This window comes from Sporolactobacillus sp. KGMB 08714, assembly GCF_036598985.1.
Classification (GTDB): Bacteria; Bacillota; Bacilli; order Bacillales; family Sporolactobacillaceae; genus Sporolactobacillus.
This window is the reverse complement of sequence record NZ_JAUUBW010000067.1, coordinates 69,941-90,112: the sequence shown is the minus strand read 5'-3', so window position 1 is coordinate 90,112 and position 20,172 is coordinate 69,941. Positions and strand designations below refer to the sequence as shown.

At 50.5% G+C, this 20,172-nt stretch carries 19 protein-coding genes; 14 read left to right on the top strand and 5 right to left on the bottom strand.

The genetic code is table 11. The annotated features are described in order from the left end of the window. Positions 1 to 94: 94 nt before the first annotated feature. From Q6A92_RS18540 to Q6A92_RS18515, 6 genes are all read left to right on the top strand, one after another. Positions 95 to 1,327 carry a metallophosphoesterase family protein gene (locus Q6A92_RS18540; RefSeq protein ID WP_332239000.1) on the top strand — a complete coding sequence of 411 codons (1,233 nt, stop codon included), beginning with the start codon at positions 95 to 97 and terminating at the stop codon, positions 1,325 to 1,327. A 104-nt stretch (positions 1,328 to 1,431) separates the two neighbouring features. After that, a complete protein-coding gene (locus tag Q6A92_RS18535; RefSeq protein WP_332238999.1) occupies positions 1,432 to 4,251 on the top strand; it encodes an ATP-binding protein in 2,820 nt (939 codons plus the stop codon). A gap of 139 nt (positions 4,252 to 4,390) precedes the next feature. Further along, complete coding sequence (locus tag Q6A92_RS18530) at positions 4,391 to 5,068, top strand: response regulator transcription factor (protein WP_274400551.1); 678 nt, start codon at positions 4,391 to 4,393, stop codon at positions 5,066 to 5,068. Next, on the top strand, positions 5,068 to 6,450 hold the full coding sequence (locus Q6A92_RS18525) for a HAMP domain-containing sensor histidine kinase (RefSeq protein WP_274400553.1): 1,383 nt from the start codon (positions 5,068 to 5,070) through the stop codon (positions 6,448 to 6,450). The genes Q6A92_RS18530 and Q6A92_RS18525 overlap by 1 nt, the downstream gene beginning before the upstream one ends. Positions 6,451 to 6,547: 97 nt before the next feature. Then, positions 6,548 to 7,543, top strand: a complete 996-nt coding sequence (gene yhaM, locus Q6A92_RS18520; RefSeq protein ID WP_443029759.1) for a 3'-5' exoribonuclease YhaM — start codon at positions 6,548 to 6,550, stop codon at positions 7,541 to 7,543. A 107-nt stretch (positions 7,544 to 7,650) separates the two neighbouring features. Further along, on the top strand, positions 7,651 to 7,944 hold the full coding sequence (locus Q6A92_RS18515; protein ID WP_274400557.1) for a sporulation YhaL family protein: 294 nt from the start codon (positions 7,651 to 7,653) through the stop codon (positions 7,942 to 7,944). Positions 7,945 to 8,083: 139 nt separating this feature from the next. Here Q6A92_RS18515 and Q6A92_RS18510 read toward each other — a convergent pair whose 3' ends face one another. Next, positions 8,084 to 8,974 carry a peptidylprolyl isomerase gene (locus Q6A92_RS18510; RefSeq protein ID WP_274400558.1) on the bottom strand — a complete coding sequence of 297 codons (891 nt, stop codon included), beginning with the start codon at positions 8,972 to 8,974 and terminating at the stop codon, positions 8,084 to 8,086. Positions 8,975 to 9,367: 393 nt separating this feature from the next. Here Q6A92_RS18510 and Q6A92_RS18505 point away from each other — a divergent pair, with 393 nt between their 5' ends. Then, on the top strand, positions 9,368 to 9,973 hold the full coding sequence (locus tag Q6A92_RS18505) for a YpmS family protein (RefSeq protein WP_332238998.1): 606 nt from the start codon (positions 9,368 to 9,370) through the stop codon (positions 9,971 to 9,973). 137 nt (positions 9,974 to 10,110) lie between these two features. Next, the gene (locus Q6A92_RS18500) at positions 10,111 to 11,343 is read left to right on the top strand and encodes an aminopeptidase (protein WP_332238997.1); all 1,233 of its coding nucleotides are present in this window, start codon (positions 10,111 to 10,113) and stop codon (positions 11,341 to 11,343) included. A gap of 188 nt (positions 11,344 to 11,531) precedes the next feature. Here the strand turns inward: Q6A92_RS18500 and Q6A92_RS18495 are convergent, their stop codons facing one another. The 3 genes from Q6A92_RS18495 to Q6A92_RS18485 all read right to left on the bottom strand — a co-directional run bounded on the left by Q6A92_RS18495 (position 11,532) and on the right by Q6A92_RS18485 (position 13,201). Then, the gene (locus Q6A92_RS18495; protein ID WP_274400563.1) at positions 11,532 to 11,936 is read right to left on the bottom strand and encodes a YtxH domain-containing protein; all 405 of its coding nucleotides are present in this window, start codon (positions 11,934 to 11,936) and stop codon (positions 11,532 to 11,534) included. A gap of 162 nt (positions 11,937 to 12,098) precedes the next feature. Then, positions 12,099 to 12,641, bottom strand: a complete 543-nt coding sequence (locus Q6A92_RS18490; RefSeq protein ID WP_332238996.1) for a tryptophan transporter — start codon at positions 12,639 to 12,641, stop codon at positions 12,099 to 12,101. Between the two features lie 122 nt (positions 12,642 to 12,763). Continuing rightward, positions 12,764 to 13,201: an HIT family protein gene (locus Q6A92_RS18485; RefSeq protein WP_274400565.1), complete on the bottom strand. Its 438-nt coding sequence runs from the start codon at positions 13,199 to 13,201 to the stop codon at positions 12,764 to 12,766. A 222-nt stretch (positions 13,202 to 13,423) separates the two neighbouring features. On the opposite strand from Q6A92_RS18485, the gene Q6A92_RS18480 reads away from it, so the two are divergent. The 6 genes from Q6A92_RS18480 to Q6A92_RS18455 all read left to right on the top strand — a co-directional run bounded on the left by Q6A92_RS18480 (position 13,424) and on the right by Q6A92_RS18455 (position 19,101). Then, the gene (locus Q6A92_RS18480; protein WP_274400566.1) at positions 13,424 to 14,176 is read left to right on the top strand and encodes an ABC transporter ATP-binding protein; all 753 of its coding nucleotides are present in this window, start codon (positions 13,424 to 13,426) and stop codon (positions 14,174 to 14,176) included. Then, entirely contained in the window at positions 14,164 to 15,384 is a 1,221-nt protein-coding gene (locus Q6A92_RS18475; protein ID WP_332238995.1) for an ABC transporter permease, read from the top strand. Before Q6A92_RS18480 ends, Q6A92_RS18475 begins: the two co-directional genes overlap by 13 nt. Before the next feature lie 180 nt (positions 15,385 to 15,564). Further along, positions 15,565 to 16,359, top strand: a complete 795-nt coding sequence (liaF, locus tag Q6A92_RS18470) for a cell wall-active antibiotics response protein LiaF (protein ID WP_274400568.1) — start codon at positions 15,565 to 15,567, stop codon at positions 16,357 to 16,359. A gap of 5 nt (positions 16,360 to 16,364) precedes the next feature. Then, the gene (locus Q6A92_RS18465; protein ID WP_332238994.1) at positions 16,365 to 17,408 is read left to right on the top strand and encodes a sensor histidine kinase; all 1,044 of its coding nucleotides are present in this window, start codon (positions 16,365 to 16,367) and stop codon (positions 17,406 to 17,408) included. Beyond that, entirely contained in the window at positions 17,401 to 18,039 is a 639-nt protein-coding gene (locus tag Q6A92_RS18460) for a response regulator (RefSeq protein ID WP_274400570.1), read from the top strand. The genes Q6A92_RS18465 and Q6A92_RS18460 overlap by 8 nt, the downstream gene beginning before the upstream one ends. 357 nt (positions 18,040 to 18,396) lie before the next feature. Then, entirely contained in the window at positions 18,397 to 19,101 is a 705-nt protein-coding gene (locus tag Q6A92_RS18455) for a TerC family protein (RefSeq protein ID WP_274400572.1), read from the top strand. A 136-nt stretch (positions 19,102 to 19,237) separates the two neighbouring features. On the opposite strand, the gene Q6A92_RS18450 is transcribed toward Q6A92_RS18455, so the two are convergent. Next, positions 19,238 to 20,125, bottom strand: coding sequence for a LysR family transcriptional regulator (locus Q6A92_RS18450; protein WP_274400574.1), 888 nt, complete (start codon positions 20,123 to 20,125; stop codon positions 19,238 to 19,240). Between the last annotated feature and the right edge of the window lie 47 nt (positions 20,126 to 20,172).

Below are 20,172 nucleotides of genomic sequence, written 5' to 3'. Positions count from 1 at the left end.
AATCATTCTCTTTCACATTATAAGAGAACGTGTGATCGGTCGGAAGATATGCTAAAATATAAGACAAATACGAATGAAGGAGAGGGAGCATGATATGATTCGTTTCATTCATGCCGCCGACCTGCATCTGGACCGGCCTTTTGAAGGGCTTTCGGAACTCCCCGCGCCTCTGCATGCACGTGTGAAGACGAGCACGTTTACAGCTCTTGCGCGGCTGATCGACCGAACGCTGGCGGAAAAGGCGGACTTTTTGATTATTGCCGGCGATATTTTTGATGACAGCCATCGGAGCCTTAAGGCACAGAAACGATTTATTCAAGCCATGGAACGTCTTCAGGCGGCCGGAATTGAGGCATTTCTGGTGTTCGGAAATCATGACCACCTGGATGATCCGTGGAACCGGCTTGATTTTCCGGAAAACGTCCATGTTTTCCCGGCTTTTCCGACGATGATTCCGTACAGGACGCGGGACGGCCGGCTTGTCCATTTATATGGGTTCAGCTACGCTCAGCGCGGGGTGACCGAAGACATGGCCGCAAAATATGTCAGAAAAGACGGCGCCGATTATCAGATCGGCATTCTCCACGGTGCGGAGCGGACGGCTGCCGGCGATGATCGTTATGCCCCTTTTGCGATCGGGGAACTGGCGGAAAAAGCGTTTGACTATTGGGCTCTCGGCCATATCCACAAACGGCAGCAGCTCTCCCCGCCCCTGCCTATCTGGTATCCGGGCGATATCCAGGGACTGTCCGTAAAGGAAACAGGGGAAAAAGGAGCGCTGCTTGTCGAATTGGACGAGCAGGGATCCCGTGTCCGTTTCATTCCCACAGCCGATATTTTGTGGAAAAGGCAGGAAATCGTTTTAAAAGGTCCGGTCACGGCCGAAAATCTGGGAAAAGCAATTGACCGTGCCAAGGAAGAAGCACGCAGCGGCCAATACGGTGTTTTTCTGACAACGGATTTTTCTTTTTCCGATACAGATCAGGATCGGGACGAGCTGAGTGATCTGATTCAGGAATTTACTGAAGCGATGAACGACGGTGAAGAGGAACGGAATGATTTCGTCTGGCTGAATCCTGGCGAGATGCGGGTCGGAACGGACTGGAACCGTGAGGAGCTTCTGCGGAGCCCGCATTTTATCGGCGATCTCTTCAGGCTGATTGAAACGAACGGGGCCATGGAGGAAGCGGCCGCCCTCCTTTACAGCCATCATGCCGGCAGGCGCTTTCTCAGCCCGCCGACCGATGAAGAGAAGGAAAAAATCAAACGAGAAGCGGAGCGGCTGCTTGTTGAAAGGCTTCTTCCGGATGTCCGCAGAAAGAACTGACGAGAACGGCGCTGCAGAAAAAAGCGGAAACGCAAAGGAGCGTCTCGTCCGTCAGGGTTAAAGGAGGGTGCGGGGCGGCCTGGTAAAACAGAACCGCCGGACAAATGAAAATCAGAACATTGGACATCAACCAATTCGGCCGTTTTGAAAATCGGAAAATCATTTTGCCGGATTCTTCTTTCGTGATCGTCTATGGAAGGAACGAAGCGGGAAAATCAACGTTGATGCATTTTATGCTGGATACGCTGTTCGGATATCCTCAGAAAAATGCGCTGGTCAGGTGGCTGAGGAACAATGAGGAGAACCGTCTCGGCGGATCGCTGACTTTTCTCGGAGAAGACGGGCGCGAGTTCAGGCTTGAGAGAATGTTCAAAGAGAAAGCGTCTCCCCGCCTTTTTATCGGCAGCAGCGGAACGGGCGACGTGAATGCACTGTTTCACGGAGTGGACCGTTTGTTATATCAGAGCGTCTTTTGTTTCGACCTTGAGGGGCTGAAAGGCATCGAGAAAATGAAACCTTCCGATCTGAACGACTTCCTGCTTGGAGCAGGGATGATCGGGAGCCGGAAACTTGCGGAAGCGCAGCAGGAACTGGAAAAAAAGTGCAGCGCCCTCTTCAAAAAAGGCGGAAGAAATCCTGAAATCAATCATCTGCTGAACGAATTGGACAAGCTGCGGACCGAAATAAGGGACCATGAGAGAAAGCTGGACGGTTTCAAGCAGATTGAGGAAGAAATCGATCGGACGGGCGGGAAAATCCGGCTGCTGGAGCAGAACAAAAAAGATGTCCTGCAGCGTCAGCGGGAATGGGCCGCATTCTCCGCGATCCGGCCGGTTATCGTCAGTTACCGCGCGCTGGAGAATGAAATCAAAAGTATGGGGGACATCGCCCGTTTCCCGGAAGACGGCAAGATTCAATATAATGACTGGCGCAGGCAGATCGCCGCTGCGGAGGACGAAGCGGCCGGCCTCGCCGACCGGATCGATCAGCTGGACGAATCGATCCGGTCGATTCGCGTCGATGATGCGTGGTTTTCCGAAGAAGGAAATCTGACGGCACTGTTTCGCGAAGCAGTAAAAGACGAACAGAATCTGAGAGAGACAGCCCTGCTGGAGGATGACCGGCGGAAAAATCAGAATGAATACGCGGGTGTACTGAAGAATCTCGGGCCCGGCTGGGATGCGGATAAATTGCGCGGAGCTTCTGCGAACCTTGCCTTCAAACGCCGCCTGCAGGAAAAAACAGAGCGATTGAAGGAATCGGCGGAGGAGAAATCCGCCGCTTTCCGGAATCTTGAGGAGCGGGAAGCAGAGGTCCTGCAGCTGAAGAAACGTCTGGAAGAGCTGAAAGGCGGACATAGGGAAGAGAACGGAGGAGCGCAGAAACGGGAAGACCGGACCGGGGCAGGCCCGTTTTCCGCTCCGGTGATCGTTCCCGCATTTTTAGCGACGGTCTTAGCGGCGGTACTCTCTTATTTTCTGATCGCGCCGGCTGCGGCTGTTCTCGTTTTTCTGTTCGGGCTGCTGCTCGGCGGCCTGTTTCTTTACACTTCCCGGCTTGCGCTGCGGCGCGCCGTTCGGCCGTCCGCCGGGGCGGAAACGGAAGCGGCCGTTGATCGTCGTTATGAAGCGGAAATGAGTTTTACGCGTGAACAGCTTGTCAAGACTGAGAAGGCCTGTGAGCAGGCGCGTTCGGCCGCCGGGGATCTTGAAAAAAGTCTGGGCGAAGAAAGACGCCTGTTTCAGGAATGGCTGGCTGCGAACGGCTACAGCGTTGAGCGGACGGAGTGGGCTGCGGATATTGTGCGGCTGGTTGATGAGGCGCGGACTGTTCTGAACAGGATAGAGGCGCTTGAAGCGCGCATCCGCGACAGGCGTAAGGAACACGAATCGTTTGAACGGGAGAGGCAGCGGCTCGCGGAGATTCTTCATGTGCCGGGAGGAAATGCCGCTTTTATCGAAAAACGATACAATACGGAGAAAGAAAGGCAGCAGCAGGCCCGGGATCTGAAGAAGCAGAGGGATATTTATCTGAAACAGGCACAAATACTGAAAAAAAAGCTGGATCGTTTTTACGGAGAGCGGGATCGGCTGCTTGAACGCACCGGCGCCGCCGATGAACAGCAATTTTTTGCGCTCGCCGATCGCTCTGATCGGTTCCGGAAACTGATAGAAAAAAGAGATGATCGGCTGATCCATATGCGCGAACTGGCTGAGAATGAAGAAAATCTGCGGCGCTATTTTCACGATCTCGATGCAGGCAGGTGGGACGGAGTCACGGAAGATGCGCTCAAAAACCGTCTGGCGGATCTGGAGGAAGGGCTGCAAAAGGCTAGAGAATATGTGATCCAGAAACAGACAGAGTACCGGAGTGCGGCCGATGACGATTCTTACCGCGACGCACTGGATCGTTATCATTCACTGCTGGCCGAAGTCAACGGCAAAGCAAGGGAATGGACCGTCTTCCGGATGGCCGAATGGGCAATAGCCAGAACTAAGGACAGTTACCGGAAACAGAGGCTGCCTAAAGTCCTGAAAGAAGCCGAACGCTATTTTAAACAGGTGACGGACGGGGCCTATATTTCCCTTAATCTCAATGATGACGACGGGTTCGTCGCAGAACGCAGGGACGGCCGGATCTTTCTGGCCGGCGAACTGAGCAGGGGAACCGCCGAACAGTTATATTTGTCGCTTCGCCTGGCTTTGACGGATGTTTTTGACGGCGGCGAATCGCTGCCCCTGATCATTGATGAAGGGTTTGTCAATTTTGACCGCCCGAGGGCCGAGCGTGTTTATTCGCTGCTGAAAAAAATATCGGACCGGCGCCAGGTGATCCTTTTCACCTGCCACGATTCGGCCTTTCTGAAGGATCACCCTTCCTGCGTTCTTTCACTTTCCGGACAGAGCCGGCAGACGGCCGTCTGAATGAGCCGCACGGCGTACAAGAGTCCGGCACTCGTGTCCGGGAATAATGAAAATTGTTTCATTTATCACGCGCTGTAAGGCCTCATGGTATAATAAATGGACAGTATGGGAATTTTGAACGAAATAAGGATGAGTGTATATGAGCGGAACCGTCTTTCAAATTAATCTTGTCGAAGATGAAGAAAGCCTTGCTTCCATTCTGAAGGTTTATATGGAAAGGGAAGGATGGAATGTTTCCGTTTTCCGGACAGGCGAGGAAGCGATCAAATTCCTGCATAACGGCGTGCATCTCTGGATTCTTGATATTATGCTTCCGGGAATGTCCGGCTATGATCTGATCCGGAAGATTAAGGAAAATCATTCAGAACAGCCCGTCATTTTTATTTCAGCCAGAGATCAGGATCTTGACAAAATTATCGGGCTGGAACTCGGCAGCGACGACTACCTGGCCAAGCCTTTTCTGCCCAAAGAGCTGGTGATTCGCGCTAAAAAATTGCTGCACCGTGTTTACGGCGGCGGACTTCACGAAAATCTTCTGTCTATTTCCAAGTATCAGATCGATGTGGTCCGCCGAAAAGTTTTTGACGAAGAAAAATCGGTCATCGATCTGACGTCAAAGGAGTTCGATGTCCTGTTATATCTTGTCGAGAATGCCAACGTTGCTAAATCGCGAAGAGATATACTCAAAGAGGTATGGGGTGAGGATTATGTCGGATCGGATCGTGCAGTCGACGACGTGGTCCGGCGAATCCGCAGAAAACTGAGCCGCCTGTCCCTTGAAACAGTTTACGGCTCCGGGTACAGGGTCGTGTCCTGATGTTCAGATGGACATTGGCGAAGCGTATCTGGCTGTCGTTCGCTCTTCTTGTAATGATTATCGGCATCATTATGGTCGTTGTCTATCCTTACTCCATTCAAAGCGCTTTGAAAGAGGATTCTTATGAGACGATTGAGCAGGAGCAGCTGCAGAATGTGCTGCATCAGGATGCGGGAAACTACGGGGTGGACAACTCAGGCTCCGGTTTTCTGGATCGTCAGCAGGCGGTTAAATCGGTCGGCAACCTGCTGATTGATTCGAATTACCGCCAGATTCTCGGCAATTCGATTCCGGCTTCTGTTTTCAACGAGATGAAAGGCCATATCAAACAGCAGAAAGCGAGCATTCAGCGTTACGAACTGGTTTACCGCGGGTCGACGTTGTATTATGTCGTCAGACGGGTGAACGTCAATATGGAAACCGGTTATCTCATTTCCTATATGTGGAATACTTATACTAATGAACTGATGCATAAACTGTGGGCCAGGCTGATCTTTATCTTCGTCCTGACGGGCATTCTCGGTCTTTTTATCGCATTCTGGCTGGCACGCTATTTAAAACGTCCCCTGGATATACTGGGCAGCCGTTTCGAAGAGATTTCACGGCTGAACTGGGAAAAACCTTTTGAATGGAAAGGGGACTATGAATTTGAACGCCTTTCTTCGCAGTTTGAAAAAATGCGTCTGAATCTGATGCGGTACGACGAGTCGCAGAAAGTATTTCTCCAGCAGGCGTCTCACGAACTGAAGACGCCGATCATGGTCGTGCACAGCTACGCCCAGTCCGTAAAAGACGGGATTTATCCCAAAGGGGATCTGATGGATTCTATGGATGTCATTATCCATGAATCGGAACAGATGGAGAAAAGAGTCAGAAAGCTGCTCTACTTTACACGCTTTGATTCTCTTCGCGACCAGAAGATTCATTTTACGCGGATGGCTTTCGGCGATATTGCCCTGTTCATTAAGAAACGGCTGAAGACCCAGCGCCCGGATATCAGGATTCATGTCTCGGGAGAAGAAACGGCCGTCTGGGGAGATAAAGAACAGTGGCAGACCGTTTTCGAAAATCTGGTGGAGAACGGGCTGCGTTATGCGAAACAAAATATATGGGTGACCGCGGAGGAACGGAACGGCGAGACAATCATGGTTGTCGAGAACGACGGCCGGAAGATCCCCGAGAACGAAATGGAAGCGATGTTTGAACCCTTTAAAAAAGGGGAAAAAGGCCAGTTCGGTCTCGGCCTGGCCATTGTCAAACGTATTGTCCTGCATCATCGGGGCGGGATCAGAGTAGAAAACAGCGCGAACGGAGTGGCCTTTATAATCACTGTGCCCGCACCGCCGAAAGATAAACGCTTACCGCCCGCTCAGGCGGACTAGGTGATTCCTCGGCTCGGAGGGGAGCTTGCCGCCCGCCTTCGTGCGGATTGAACCGTCAGTATCCGGCTGCGGCCCACTTATGAAGGGAATGGGGAAGTTGAAAGGAATTGCGTTTTATAAAGAAGGCGAGCATGTCCGCGACTACTTGCTGATTAAAACAGTAACAAGGGGAACGGCGAGCAATGGGAAACCCTTTCTCACCATTGTTTTGCAGGATAAGTCCGGAGATATTGAATCGAAACTGTGGGGAAGCACGTCGGAGGACGAGTCGAATTATATTCCCGGGGCAGTCGTATTGGCGGAAGGAGATATTACGACTTACCGGGGAAGAAATCAGTTTAAAATCCGCACAATCCGTCTCGCGGATGAGCATGATGCGGTTAAAAAATCCGAACTCGTGATGGCCGCCCCGCTTTCTGCGGAGGCTCTCGATGAAAAAGTGACCCAGTATCTTTTTGAGATTAAAAATCCGGTGATCCAGAGGCTGACGCGTGCGCTCCTGAAAAAACACCACCGTGCATTTTTTGAATATCCGGCGGCAACAAGCATTCATCATAATTTTCTTTCCGGCCTTGCCTACCATGTGTGCTGCATGCTGGACATGGCCAAGGCGATTGTCGGGCTTTATCCGGAAGTAAACCGCGATTTGCTTTATGCGGGCATCATTCTGCATGATATGGGCAAACTGAAGGAATTATCCGGCGTGACATCAACCAGCTACACGCTTCCGGGCAACCTGCTCGGCCACATTTCAATTATGATTGATGAAATCGGCAGAGCAGCCGGCGAGATGGGAATAGGCGATCGGGAAGAAGTGCTTCTTCTGCAGCATATGGTGCTCAGCCATCACGAGAATCCCGAGTGGGGCAGTCCTAAACCGCCGCTTTTCAAAGAGGCGGAAATTCTTCATATACTTGATGATCTGGATGCTAAAATGAACATCATGACACGGGCGATCCGGAAAACGCGGCCGGGAGAATTCTCAGAGCGCGTCTTTGCGCTGAACAACCGTTCGCTGTATCGCCCGTCCTTTGATCGGGACGACGGAAATGAGACCTCTGCCCTTTCGTCCGGTTTAGAGCACAAACAGTGACAGATTGTACTATTTGTGCGGGCCTGTGCATAAAAATAGAGTACAAGACGTCATCCGGAAGATTCGGATGACCGGAAAACTTGAAATTGTGCAGAGGAGGTCGGAAAATGAAACAGGCAAGACGTTCTCTATATGCCGTTGTCCTGCTGTTCATGCTGTTTATGATGCAGCAGCTCGGTTTGATTGATCCGATTCTTTCCGGAATTGAAAGTGTGCCCTGGTGGGTATATCTGTTAATCGCCGGTATTCTGTTCAGCGGTTACCGGGCATTTTCCATTTCCCGAGAAGATAAGGAACTCGATGACGAATGGGTCGAGAAGCAGGGAAACATTTATATGAAAAGGATAGAGGCGGAAAAAGAACGGCGCGATCGCAACAAGGATCCGAAGGCGATGCTTTGACGAGCGGGGGGCCTTCGGATTTTTTTCGGCTGAAGCCGCTGATGATCCGCCCGGCTGGCCGGGCCAAGGAAAAACGATCCTGAAAAAAAGCCGCTGACGGTTAATTACCGTTTCAGCGGCTGCTTTTTTTATGTTCACATTATTGTGCGGTTGAGGATGATGAAGTCGTCGTTGAATTGAACAAGTTCGAGAAAGATTTGTCTTTGACCTGAACGTCGGCATTTTTAATCAGTGTCTGCATCACTTCACTCTGGGACTTTTCTTTACTGGTCAGATAAGCGGATTTGACTTCCGACTTAATCTGATTGTAGGCATCTTTTTTCCCTTCCAGTTTGATGATGTGATAGCCGCCGTCCGTCTTCGAATAGACAGGACTGCTGATCTCGCCGACTTTTAATTTCAGCGCGGCAGTGCTGAACTCAGAAACCATCGACGACGCCTGGAACCAGCCAAGCTCGCCGCCCTTCGAGTTTGTCCCCGTATCGGTTGAATACTTCTTGGCGAGTGCGGCAAAGTCGCCTCCCTTTTTCAACTGCTGAACAATAGACTGCGCTGTTTTCTGATCCTTGACCAAAATATGGCTTGCTTTCAGCTGAGTCAGCGAGGCCTTATTTTTATTATAATAGTCAACGAGATCTTTGTCGGTCACCTTGATGCCGGCCTGCTGTGCCTTGGTCATCATCAGGGAGTCTTTGATGTTGCGTTTGAACTGGCTGTCGGTCAATCCGTTCTGAGAGAGTGCCGTTTCAAAAGACTGCTTGTCGGAGAAAGATTTTAAAACCTGATTATACTTTGCATCGACTTCTTTTTGCGACACATTGTATTTGCTTGACAGCAATTTTTCATACACCAGGTTTTGAAGAATCTGGCTTCCGTTACTGCTTGTTTTCAGTTCATTGTAGAAATCCTGCTCTGTAATATTGCCGCTTTTAGTCTGGACGACAACGGCGCTGCCCAAACTGCTGTTCCCGCATGCTGCGAGACCGGAAAGGCCCAGCAATGCGGCAAGAACAATGATAAATTTCTTCACTGCGTCCACTCCTATTTGAATTAGTCCCTTCATTTACAAAATTTTCGAAGAGACTTATTTTAATCCGTCGCACCCGCCGCGAAAAACAGGTCGGCTGCCGAAAAGCATGTGCGCGGACTGCTTCCTGTTAACACTGTCCATTCTACCCGAAAGAAGGCCGGCTTGTCGAGGATATTCAATGATTCGTCCGTCCGGCTGATTCGAAAATATCGAGAATGGGTCAATAGCAAACGCTTCTGAAAAAATATAAAGATTTTGTCAATGCTCGGAAAGCACAAAGAAATGCGCTATGCTATAATTAATCAATTTGAAACGTATTTCCCTCTGATTTCTTGAAGATACTGCAGGAGGAGTCTAATCAAAGGGGCGCATGCATGGAAAGGAGCAGCCGCATTGATCGAGAAAAGGCAAACATTAAATAAAAAAAAGCGGAAAAATTTATGGAAAGCTGCTTTTTTTGCGTTGCTTTTCATTTTTTTACTATTTGTTTTGCTGCTTTTCAGCCTGCTGACGTCGGGATTCTCCGGCACATCGCAAACCGTCCCTTCGAGATTGACGGATGGACAGGCTATTTTCACCGTTCAGGCCAATAAGCGGCAGCTGCAGAATATGATTAATGATCAAATAAGCAGGAACGGGAACAACCGGCTGTCTTACCAAGTGGCGATCGGCAACCGGGTTGTTTTGAAGGGGACTTATAAACTGCTGTTTACGGGCATTCCGTTCACACTGACATTTGATCCCGTTGTCAGTCACGGAGCGATTATTTTGAAAGAATCCAATGTACGCGTCGGCAGCCTGGAACTCCCCGACAAAGAAGTCCTGAATTTCTTAAAAGTCAGCGCCGGCTTTCCGGACTGGGTTGTTTTCCAACCGGACAAGCAGCAGATTTATATTGATCTGTCGAAGATCAGCATACAGAACGGCCTCTATCTTCAGGCGGAGACCATCGATCTTCCAAAGAACGTCGTCGCTTTCACCGTTCATCAGAAGCCTTAAACATATCCGGATGGGTTATGAAACCGCTGTCCTTTTTGCGTATATTTATCGATAAAGTGATAAAATAATGTCGATACATTGGAATAAGGGGGGGCGGCCGTCTGTTTGTCAGTTCAATCATATGGAGGGCGGGAAAAATGAAAACTTTCGCACAAAAGCTGGAAAAATATGCTGATCTTGCCGTTAATGTCGGGGCAAATGTTCAGAGAGGGCAGGAAGTGATTATTAAGGCTCCGGTCGATGCGGCGGAACTCGTCAGGATCGTGACGGAGAAAGCTTATGAGGCAGGTGCAAAACGCGTTTTTTTTAACTGGACGGATGATCGGCTCGATCATTTGCGTTTAAAATATGCTGCTGAAGATGTGCTCCGTGATTATCCGGCATGGAAAGCGGCGGGTCTTGAAACCCTGGTGCAAAGGGGCGCGGCCTGCATCGACATCCGCACGCCGGGCATCGGCATTACTGACGGCATCGATCCGCACAAGTTGGCCGTCGATCAGCAGACGGAATGGAAAGCCTTGAATACGTACTATGATTACCGCATGTCTGATCGCGTCAGCTGGACGATCCTGATTTACCCGACCGTCAGGTGGGCGAAAAAGATGTTCCCCGGGAAAATAAGGGAACTTGCTATGAAAGACCTGTGGAATGTCATCTTTAAAATGACAAGAATCGATCTTGAAGATCCGATCCAGGCATGGAAGGATCATCAGAAAAATCTGGCAGACAAGCGGTCGGTGCTGAATCGAAAAAAATACCGCAAGCTGCATTATCAGGCGCCGGGTACGGATCTGGAGATCGCTTTTGATCCGGCTGCTCATTGGGACGGCGGTGCGTCGATTAACAGCCGCGGAACAAGATTCGTTGCCAATATTCCGACGGAAGAAGTATACACCCTCCCTATGAAGACAGGCGTCAATGGCACGGTGACCAGTACCAAACCATTGAATTACGGAGGAACATTGATTGAAAAACTGTCTCTGACGTTCCGGGACGGCCGGATTGTTCAGGCGAACGCTGAAAAGGGACAAGATGTAATCCGGCATCTGATCGACACGGATGAGGGCTCTCATTATCTCGGAGAGGTGGCGCTCGTGCCGAATGATTCCCCCATTTCCCAATCCGGCCTGATTTTTTATACGACGCTTTTTGATGAAAATGCTTCCTGCCATCTGGCTATCGGGAAAGCCTATCCGACTTGTCTCGACGGCGGTGCTGAAATGTCCGGGAAGGAGCTTGAGGCACACGGTGCGAATAACAGCCTGATTCACGTAGATTTTATGATCGGCTCAGGCCGGCTGAATATTGACGGCCAGACAGAGACAGGCACATGGGAAGCTGTTTTTCGGAACGGTGTCTGGGCACTTTAATCTTTCTGCAGACTGTCCGCCGTCCGGGATCGCGCATTCAAGAGAATAAAAAACAGGAGGCATCTCGCCGGTCGTTTTGCGACTTTGAGATGCCTCTTTTTAAAAATGGATGGACCGGCGGACCTCAAGATTCCGCGGATTCCTGTTCCGGACCGGATGATCGTGCTTGTTTCGGCAAAAGCTGTAAATTAAAGAGAAGGAGGTGTTTCTTCTTCGCCTGGCTTCTTTTCCGGTGCGTTGGACTTGAGTTTATTGCTCAGTTTTTCTTTTGCCGCTTCGAGCTGAACGACGTTATTTTTAATTTTTGTCAGATAGGGCTGGACGTCTTCCTTCCACCCTTTCAGCAGGTCGCCGATATCCGACATCGTCGATTTCAATACCGGCAGGCTCTCATCCTTCAATGATAAAACGCGGTCTTTGACTGTATTCAGATTGCTGGCGGCATCCTTGAGCGGCTGCTGAATAGAGGAAGCCTTCTGCCAAATATCATTTCTGACGTCCTCGCCCTTTTTCGGCGTTACGAGAAGTACAACCGTTCCGCCGACAAGTCCGCCGATTGCGGCTCCGATCGTATACGATATAAATTTTCCCATAGCGTTTCACCTCTTCAGATATCTAAACTTACTATTATTATAACCCAGCCGGATCCGATTATCACTCTGCCGGCACATTAAAAACCCCCGAAGCGGATTTTGACTGTCCCGCTTCGGGGGAGAAATTCACGATCTTGCAGATTACCGCCCTCACTCTGCCCGTCAGTTTAACGTTCTTCCGGTACGGAAAGCCGCGCTGCGCCCGGCGATTCGGCTAATGAGCGGAAAAAGAACGGCCGTCAGAACAGCATTTACAGCCGCTGTCGGAAGAACTAATACGACGAAAAGGCTGGTAAAGGTTGCGGGGTTCAATCCGGCCAGAAGAATCATCATCGAAAGGAACACGGTACCGCTCAGTGCCGTTCCTAAACCGGCCAGCACGATGCCCGCAATATATTTGGCAGGCCTTGAAAAGTAGTGCCCGGCGACTGAGAACAGAGGAAAAACGACTGCTGAGGTTACGAATTTGTCAATCACGCTCGGGAAAAATCCGCCCGGCATGTTTGTCGTCAATCCGGCCAGAATCCCGGCAACAAGGCCGATGACAAGAAAGCTTTTCCTGTCGGCAAAGAAATAAAGGGCAAGGAACAACATCACAAGCAGAAGATCGGCTTTCATTCCGAACAGAAGCCCGGGTACAACTGTGTGAAGGACTGTCCCGATTGCTAAAAATAAAGCGACAATGATTAAATTCTGAAGTTTCATGCTCATCTCTCCTCAAACTAAGCTGATCATCCCCGGCAGTACCCTTATGGTCTGCCGCAGGATTTTACTAAAAATATACATTTCTTTTTTTGAAAAAGCAAACTTATCAGAACCGGCCCGGATTATGCTTCCCTTATATTTTCAGCAATTGTTGCGGCGATGGCCGAGCGCTGTTCATTTGTGTAGTCTTCCGCGTGCGATTGAAAGCCGAACGTAAATGTATCTGTCTTGCCGTAGCGCGGAATGAGATGGATATGATAATGAAAAATACTCTGCCCCGCCAGAGTGCCGTTATTATTCAATAGATTCAGTCCTATCGGATGAAAAGCCCTGTTGATGGCGGCAGCGATGAGCGGAACACGGCGGAACAGTTCTGCGGCGACGTCCGGGCTCAGGTTAAAAATATCTTTTTGATGCACTTTCGGAATAATCAGCGTATGCCCTTTCGTAACCTGACTGAGATCGAGGAAGGCGTAGACGTCTTCGTCCTCGTATACCTTTGCGCTCGGAATCTCGCCGTTAATAATTTTACAGAAAATGCAGTTTGATTCATCTGACATGTTGGCTCATCCCTTCTTTTTCTCATTTCAATCGTCTTGCGGCCTGCTAAAAGATCCCAATGAATTGTCTTCATTTTAACACATCTGAGGAAGGGGCTGCCTATAATCATCTCAAAGGATCAAGATTTCAGAACATTTACGGTCGGTGCTTTTTTTTGTTAGACTGGTAAAAGAAGAAAAGATTAAACTTATTCAAAGTAAATAAACGGCAGGTGTGAACACATGGATACAATCTTGACCGTGGAGCATCTCAGCGGCGGCTATTCGCGACAGCGCCCTGTGCTGCACGATGTTTCTTTTGAAATGAAAGCCGGCGAACTTGTCGGCCTGGTCGGCCTGAACGGAGCAGGCAAGAGCACGACAATCAAACATATTCTCGGCCTGCTTCAGCCGTTCGCGGGCGAAATCCGGGTCAACGGACGGACGATCCATGAGGACAAGCTCGCCTATCGGCAGAAAATGGCCTATGTCCCCGAGATGCCTGAACTGTATGAGCAGCTGACATTGGAAGAACATCTGAAACTGAGCGCAATGGCTTATCACCTTGACAGGAAGACCTATGAGGAACGGAGCGGCCGTCTGCTGGAACTCTTTCACATGGAGAAGAAGCAGCACTGGTTTCCGACTCATTTCTCGAAGGGCATGCGCCAGAAGGTGATGATCATGTGTGCCTTTCTGATTCGGCCGGAATTGTATATCGTCGATGAACCTTTTGTCGGCCTTGATCCGCTCGGAATCCAGTCTCTTCTCGATCTGATGGAGGATATGAAACGCCGCGGAGCGGCGATACTGATGTCGACTCATATCCTGTCGACGGCTGAACAGTACTGCGACCGGTTTATTATTCTTCACGAGGGCAGAATCGCCATTCAGGGAACGATCGATACAATCAGGCGCCGCTACGGCGACGACAGGGCATCGCTGCATGATATTTATCTGGCTGTGGCAAGGGGGAGGACAGAATGGCTGAACTGATCCGGCTTTGGCGCCGGCGCCGCGCCGACAATTTTCAAATGCAGCTGCGTTATTGGAATCTGATCGGCAAAAACAGCGGCCTGATGTTTGTTCTTTATGCGGCCGTCATTATCGGCGGGTTTTACTATAAACGCTGGCTTGACGTTCTGCCGCAAGCTTTTCCTGCGGCCCTGGCGGTGACCGCCGTTTTGTCCGTCCCCGCCGTCCGTTCGCCGATCCGCACATTTATGCAGCCTGCGGACAAGGTGTTCCTGCTTCCGGTTGAAGCGGAACTCGGCGGCTATTTCCGAATGAGCAGAATGTACAGCTTTATTTTTCAAAGCCTGTTTCTTATTTTTTTTCTGCTGATTTGCGCGCCGCTTTACGCCAAGAGTTCCGCCGGCGCCGCATCTTATTGGATTGTCGCCGCTGCGGCGATTGCAGTCAAGGGCTGGAACATCGACTGCCGCTGGCAGGAACAGTCGATCGACGGCACCGTGCCGCTGAAAATCATTCGTTTTGGGTTTTCATTCCTGTTTTTATACGGTTTTGCAGGCGGACTGAACCTGGCAGTGCCGGCCGTCTGTGCGGCTGCCATGCTGCTTTCCAGCATTTTCCTGTTCCGCCGTCCGTCCGGCCGCTCCCTCTTAAAATGGGATCGGGTCATCGATATGGATAATAAACAGGAAATGCAGTTTCTCCGCTTTGCCAACCTTTTTACAGACGTACCGCGCTTAAGGCACCGCGTCAAAGCAAGAAGGCTGATCAGTGCCCTTTTCCCTGTACGTTCATTTGACGAAGAAAGCGTCTACCGACAGCTGTTTATTAAGACATTTCTGCGCGCGGACGACTATTTCGGCATTTATCTAAGACTCACCGCAATCGGGGCGCTCGTCTGTTTTTTTGTCAATAACGGCTATTATACGGCGCTTGCAACGGCGGCGTTCGTTTATCTGACCGGTCTGCAGCTGCTGCCGCTGTGGTATCATCCCTTTCCGCAGGCGCTGGCCGGCCTGTATCCGATCGCCGGACGCCTCAGGAGAAGGAGTTTCCTCAAGCTTATCTTTCCACTGTTTGCGCTGCAGAGCCTGATTATGAGTCTCGCCGGTGCGCTCGGCAGCCGCAGCCCGATCGGGTTCCTGCTTTTTCTTGCTGCCGGAATGGCGGCCGGCTGGCTGTTCACCGTGGCCTATACCAAACAAAGGCTTGAGAAAGAAGACGTTCGCTAGAAGGCCGTCCGGTGATTCAGGGTCGATCGGACCCGCTGCATTATGGAAAAGAGAGGGCGAATCTCATTGCTGCTAATCCGTCTCAAGGCGGAGGGAAAAAACGCTTTCAGTCTGTGGAAATATGCAATGGCTCTTTATATAGTAGGAATAGAGGTTTCCTAACTGAAAGGATTGAGCTGAATGCCGTTTGGTAAAATTTTAATCGCCTTAATGGTGATACTGCTCGGGTGTTACTGGCTTCTCAGCAGTCTGAATCTTATTTCCCCGGGAATAATGGCGATGCCCGTCGAAATTTTGCCCTATCTATTCATTCTATTAGGCATGCTGCTGATCATTGTGCCGCTGGTACACCGAAAAAGGCCGGGCTTTTTCTGGGGACTGTTCTTTCTGATATACGGCGGCCTGATTCTGGCAGGCAATTGGGGACTGCTGGTTTTTACCTGGCGGGATTTTTGGAAACTGTGGCCGTATCTGGTCGTCTATTTTGGACTGATGATGCTGTTCGGAGAACCGTTGACGACCGCGCACAGGAAACATAGGAACAGAATACACAGAATGCGCAACTTTATGGATGACGGTGAGGAAAATCGATTCTGGGATGATCGGCCGGACAGGACATTCCATTTTATCCGTGATGCGTCGTATAAGGAAGAAAATTGGAAGGCCCGGCCGGTCCATGAGCGGGTAAGAATCGCGAACTACAATTTCGATTTTACAAAAGCCTTTATTCCTGAAGAAACCATTCCGGTCACGATATCGGGCTGGGTCGGGGACATCAAGATCATTGTTCCCGAGGACGTTCCCTTTCGGGTCAGTGTCAGAGCGACCGTCGGCGATGTCAGAATTGACGGCGATGAACAGAGCGGCAGCCTGAGAAATATCGATTATCAAACGGTCCATTACGATCAGGCGGTCCGCAGGATTGATTTTAAATTTGATTTTCAAGTGATCGATTTGACGATCAGTCAGGTGTGAAGCCAATGTCCAACTATCGAATCCGGGTCGCTAAAATTCAGATCGCGTCGAGCTTTTTCTCCTCCGTGCTGCTTTTTGGCATGCTGCAGCTGTTTTTTTTCTATATTTCCGATCCTCACGGGCTGCTGATCAGTGCCTTGGCATTTTTCCTGAGCTTTCTGATCAATCTGTTTATCGGGACACTGCTCGTTACAAAGGATTATCGCCTGATCAAGAATCGAATCGAGAACATCGATCTGTTTGTCAGAACGCTCTCGTCCGGAAAATTATCCGCCCGGATAAAAACGGAGAGCGAAGGAACAATTTCGCAGGTCGAACAATCGCTGAACGAACTAGCGGATAAGATTGATACACAGGTGAAATTTCTGCAAAAACTGATCAATGAAAATGTCGAGATCAATGCAAAGGTCAGGAATGCGGCGGTGATCGAGGAGAGGCAGAGGATCGCGAGAGATTTGCACGACGCGGTAAGCCAGCAGCTGTTTGCCCTGTCCATGTTTGCGTCGGCGGCGAAAAAATCGGTTTTCACCAATCCGGAGAAGGCTGCCGAAAATATAGCGGATGTATCGGATATAGCCGGCAAGGCACAGGGGGAGATGCGCGCCTTGCTGCTTCATCTGCGTCCGGTCCGTTTGCGCGGCGAGTCGCTTGATAAGGGGCTTGAGCGTCTGATCGCCGAGCTTGACGGCAAGACGCCGATTCACTTCGAAGCTTCGGTCGATCCGATTGCCGGCTTATCGAAAGGGATCGAAAATCATCTGTTCCTGCTCAGCCAGGAGGCCCTTTCCAATGCGCTGAGACATTCGGAGGCGACAAAAGTCAGGCTGACGCTTTATGCGAAGGAGCAATCCGTTGTCTTGAACATATTTGATAATGGCCGCGGCTTTAATCCGGCAAAAGAAAAGATTGCGTCCTACGGACTGAAAACGATGCGCGAGCGGACAGAGGAAATCGGCGGACACTTTATACTGACGACGCAGGAAGGGGAAGGAACTTCCATTCATATCCGTGTCCCGATACAAGAAGAAAGGGTTGGCCAAGATGGATAAAATCCGGGTAATGGTTGTCGATGATCATGATATGGTAAGAAAAGGGCTGAAAGCCTTTCTGTCGACGGAAAACGACATCGAAGTGGTCGGTGAGGCATCCGACGGGAAGGAAGCGGTTCTGTTTGATCAAAAAATCGCACCCGAAATCATTCTGATGGATCTGATCATGGAAAACGGCGATGGCATTACAGCGACGAAGACTATTCTGGCGAGGGATCCGGGACGAAAAATTATTATTCTGACAAGTTTCTATGATGATGCGCAAGTATTTCCGGCTATCGAAGCGGGAGCAATCAGCTATCTCTTAAAAACGGCATCTGCGGAAGAAATTATACAGGCCATCCGCAAGGCCCACGCGGGCGGGACGGTCATTGACGGAAAAGTGGCGCGGAAGCTCGTCGCGGGTCTGCATAAAGAGCCGCAGCCGTTCGAACAGCTGACAGAAAGGGAGCGCGAGGTCCTGCGGCTGATTGCGTCCGGAAAGAGCAATGCCGAAATCAGCATGCTGTTATTTATCGGAATCAAGACAGTCAAGACGCATGTCAGCAGCATCTTCGGAAAACTAGGCGTTTCAGACCGCACGCAGGCGGCTATCTATGCTTATCGGAATCATCTTTTTCCGGATGAATAGGATGAAAATTTTCATTGACAGAACGGAACAATTATTATAAGATAATCTTAACAAATGAATCATCTCTCTATAAAAGGGGAGTAGCCTGCAAAGAAGCGCCGTCATTACGGGAGTATCCCCGGCCTTCTTTGGCAGCAGTCATGCTGCTGGCGAGACCTTTGCCTCGATCGGATGAAATGGGCAAAGGTTTTTAAATACAGACAGCCTTTCCATCAGACGGTGGAGCGGCTGTCTTTTTATTGAGAAAACAGCCCGTTGCCGTATGGGGCCGATTGACCGGCGCTTTCTTAAGAGAGACCGGTCATCCGTTGTTTCATTTGAATGGTTCAGATAACATGACAGGAGGACTGTTTGTTTATGGAGTTTTTGACACCGGAATTCTGGTATTCTCTTGCTATCATCGTCGGCATCGATTTGTTTCTTGCCGGAGACAATGCGATTGTGATCGCGATGGCTGCCCGCCGGCTCCCCGACCGCCAGCGTTCGCGCGCCATTCTTTACGGGACGGCAGGGGCGGTTGTGCTGCGTGCACTCTGCACTTTGATCGTCGTCTATCTGCTGATGATTCCCGGCCTTCATTTTGTCGGAGGCCTGCTGCTGATCTGGATTGCCTATCGCCTTCTTCGCCCGGAAAGTGACAAGGGAAAGAAGAAAAAGGTCAAGGCGGAAACCAGTATCTGGGCGGCCGTCCGCACAATTATCGTTGCCGACGCGCTGATGGGCCTGGATAACGTGCTGGCCGTGGCAGGAGCCGCACAGAGCGACCCGCTTCTTGTTATTTTCGGCCTGCTGATCAGCGTCCCGCTTCTTATGGGCGGCAGCGCGATCATCCTGGCGCTGATCAATCGGTTCCAGTGGCTTGTTTTTCTGGGCGCGGCCATCCTTGCTCTGACCGCGGGACGGATGCTGTTTGCCGAGCCGGTCTTCATTAATCTGCTCGGCAGCCTGGAGGCCTGGGTGAAGTGGCCCGTCATCATTGTCATTATTGCAGCCGTTCTGTATTCGGGATGGAGAAGCCAGAAAAAAAAGGCGCAGGTCGAAAGGCGGAATCGGGCTGTCTAAGTTTATACAAATAAAAAAGTATAAAAAGATGAGCGGAATGCAGTATTAGAAAAACGAAGGCTCGCCGGCGGTCTGGCCCGGCCTGCCGATTTTTTCTTTTTAGGCGGACGCTGCAGCCGCGTACGGCATTGCCTGATTATGAATGATTCAGGGCCGCAAAATAGTGGATAACGAATTGCCGGAACTGCGCGGCAATCGGCGAATGATAACGGTCCTCGTTCCAGACGAGGCTGATGGTGCGGAAACAGTGCGGCTGACTGATTCTTAGCGGGACAATCGACGAATCCCTGATCGTCCGCAGGGTCAGCGAGGAAAAAAAAGCCACGCCCAGCCCTTCCCTGACGAGACCGCGGATTGAAAGTGAATCATCGACTTCAAAAGCGATGTCCGGCTGAAACCCGGCCATCCGGCAATAAGCATCTGTTGTTTCACGGAATGCTCCTCCTGACTTCAGAATGAAGGGTTCATGAGCGATTTCTCTGAGGCTGACGCTTTCTTCCGAAGCCAGAGGATGTGATTTCGGCACGGCAAGATAGATCTCGTCGTTCATCAGTTCCCGCCAGCTGAACCGGCTTTCTCTTTCACGATAATAAGGTGTGATGCAGATATCGATGTCTCCGTTTTCCAGCTGCCTGTTAACGGTGTCGCGGGAAATCTGTTTGACCCGGAAACGGACATAAGGATGCTTTTTACGGAAACTGCTGAGCAGATCGGGAACAATCGGCGTTCTCATAACGGCGAGAGCAATGCGGTCATTTTTCACCTGCGCGAGGTCGGACACTTCCCGTTTGCCTTCCTGCAGAATGGACAGGGCCGTTTCCACCTTTTTTAAAAATAATTTGCCATAACTATTCAGTTTGATGCGGCGCCCTTTCCGATCGAAAAGCGGAACGCCGATTTCGTTCTCAAGACGTTTAATCGTCTGGCTCAGGGACGGCTGCGCAATGGACAGTTCCTTTGCGGCACGCGTCATGTGTTCGAGGCGGGCGACGGTCTGAAAATATTTAAGCTGGAGCAGCTCCATCATACATCCTTCCTTTTGGTTGGGGTTGAAACCGGTTATGAACAGCT

Bases quoted from the DNA above. Each gene is read 5' to 3' on its own strand.
- Q6A92_RS18535 (WP_332238999.1), top strand. From the start codon at position 1,432: ATGAAAATCAGAACATTGGACATCAACCAATTCGGCCGTTTTGAAAAT.
- Q6A92_RS18540 (WP_332239000.1), top strand. From the start codon at position 95: ATGATTCGTTTCATTCATGCCGCCGACCTGCATCTGGACCGGCCTTTT.
- Q6A92_RS18495 (WP_274400563.1), bottom strand. From the start codon at position 11,936: ATGGGAAAATTTATATCGTATACGATCGGAGCCGCAATCGGCGGACTT.
- Q6A92_RS18525 (WP_274400553.1), top strand. From the start codon at position 5,068: ATGTTCAGATGGACATTGGCGAAGCGTATCTGGCTGTCGTTCGCTCTT.
- Q6A92_RS18455 (WP_274400572.1), top strand. From the start codon at position 18,397: ATGGAGTTTTTGACACCGGAATTCTGGTATTCTCTTGCTATCATCGTC.
- Q6A92_RS18515 (WP_274400557.1), top strand. From the start codon at position 7,651: ATGAAACAGGCAAGACGTTCTCTATATGCCGTTGTCCTGCTGTTCATG.
- Q6A92_RS18460 (WP_274400570.1), top strand. From the start codon at position 17,401: ATGGATAAAATCCGGGTAATGGTTGTCGATGATCATGATATGGTAAGA.
- Q6A92_RS18480 (WP_274400566.1), top strand. From the start codon at position 13,424: ATGGATACAATCTTGACCGTGGAGCATCTCAGCGGCGGCTATTCGCGA.
- Q6A92_RS18530 (WP_274400551.1), top strand. From the start codon at position 4,391: ATGAGCGGAACCGTCTTTCAAATTAATCTTGTCGAAGATGAAGAAAGC.
- Q6A92_RS18500 (WP_332238997.1), top strand. From the start codon at position 10,111: ATGAAAACTTTCGCACAAAAGCTGGAAAAATATGCTGATCTTGCCGTT.
- Q6A92_RS18450 (WP_274400574.1), bottom strand. From the start codon at position 20,125: ATGGAGCTGCTCCAGCTTAAATATTTTCAGACCGTCGCCCGCCTCGAA.
- Q6A92_RS18465 (WP_332238994.1), top strand. From the start codon at position 16,365: ATGTCCAACTATCGAATCCGGGTCGCTAAAATTCAGATCGCGTCGAGC.
- Q6A92_RS18475 (WP_332238995.1), top strand. From the start codon at position 14,164: ATGGCTGAACTGATCCGGCTTTGGCGCCGGCGCCGCGCCGACAATTTT.
- liaF (WP_274400568.1), top strand. From the start codon at position 15,565: ATGCCGTTTGGTAAAATTTTAATCGCCTTAATGGTGATACTGCTCGGG.
- Q6A92_RS18490 (WP_332238996.1), bottom strand. From the start codon at position 12,641: ATGAAACTTCAGAATTTAATCATTGTCGCTTTATTTTTAGCAATCGGG.
- Q6A92_RS18485 (WP_274400565.1), bottom strand. From the start codon at position 13,201: ATGTCAGATGAATCAAACTGCATTTTCTGTAAAATTATTAACGGCGAG.